Origin of the sequence: Fulvimarina manganoxydans (assembly GCF_900176465.1) — a bacterium.
Lineage (GTDB): Bacteria > Pseudomonadota > Alphaproteobacteria > Rhizobiales > Rhizobiaceae > Fulvimarina > Fulvimarina manganoxydans.
The window spans coordinates 1-1,057 of sequence record NZ_FWXR01000054.1 but is presented as its reverse complement, the minus strand read 5'-3'; the positions used below and the strand labels follow the sequence as shown (position 1 = coordinate 1,057).

General features: G+C 58.6%; 1 protein-coding gene. It reads right to left on the bottom strand.

Features of this window, described 5'->3' with window-relative positions:
• Nucleotides 1-15 precede the first annotated feature (15 nt).
• Nucleotides 16-965, bottom strand: a protein-coding gene (locus B9A15_RS22335; RefSeq protein ID WP_139798566.1) for an IS630 family transposase whose coding sequence is annotated in 2 segments (ribosomal slippage) — nt 16-623 and nt 623-965 — 951 coding nt in all. Because the reading frame shifts where the segments join, the coding sequence is not laid out codon by codon here.
• Between the last annotated feature and the right edge of the window lie 92 nt (nt 966-1,057).

Sequence of the window (1,057 nt, the reverse complement as noted above, 5' to 3'; positions counted from 1 at the left end):
TAGAGCGAGATGATTTTACCTCGGTGCATAACCTGAATTGGCGAGATAGTTTGAACATTCGCGATTTGTGACGGTCTCGAGAATTTCGCGGATCGCTTCGCAAATGGCGTCCCGCGTTCTCGGTTGCGCCTTGCGCAGAAAGTGTTTGAGCTTGGCGAAGAACTGCTCGATCGGGTTCAAGTCGGGTGAGTATTTCGGGAGGAACAGGAGCTTTGCGCCGGCGGCTCTGATCGCTCGGCGCACGGCCCTGCTCTTGTGGCTCCCCAGATTGTCCATAATGACGATGTCGCCAGGTTTCAGCGTCGGGACCAGAACCTCTTCGACATAAAGCAGGAATTTCTCGCCGTTGATCGGCCCGTCGATCACCCATGGGGCCTCGACACGGTCGCTTCGAAGGGCCGCGATGAAGGTCGAGGTGTTCCAGTGTCCGAAGGGCGCCTTGCCCAACAGACGCTCGCCGACCGGCGCCCAGCCGTAGAGCGGAGCCATGTTCGTCTTCGTCCAGGTTTCATCGATGAAGACGAGACGCGTAGGATCAACGCGATCTTGATATTTGATCCACTGGCTGCGCCGACGCGCGACATCCGGACGGTCCTGTTCGATCGCGATCAGCGTCTTTTTTTATGCGACAGTTTCTCGTCGTGCACAAACCGCCAGACCGAGCGATAATCGACCTTTAGGCCGCGTTCGCTGGCAAGTTCTGCCACTAGACCGCGAAGCGTGAAAGGCTTTTCGCGGCATCGCTGGCGCAGCCAATCGGCATGGTCGTCGCGGATCGTACGCGGTTTGTGGCCGCCGATCTGATCAGGCGACACGCTGCCGGTTTCTTCAAACCGCTCGATCCACCGGATCGCCGTGCTCGGCCCGACCCCGAACCGAACCGCGGCCTGCCGACGCGACATCCCCTCTTGCGTCACTGCTTTGACCACGCGCTCGCGCAAATCCATCGAATAGGCTTTCGACATTCATGCTGGCCTCCTTCCAGCCAGCATGTTGAATCACAGCCCAGAGAAAAGCGGAATCCTCAGCGACTCAGTTCGATGTCATCCCGCTCTAG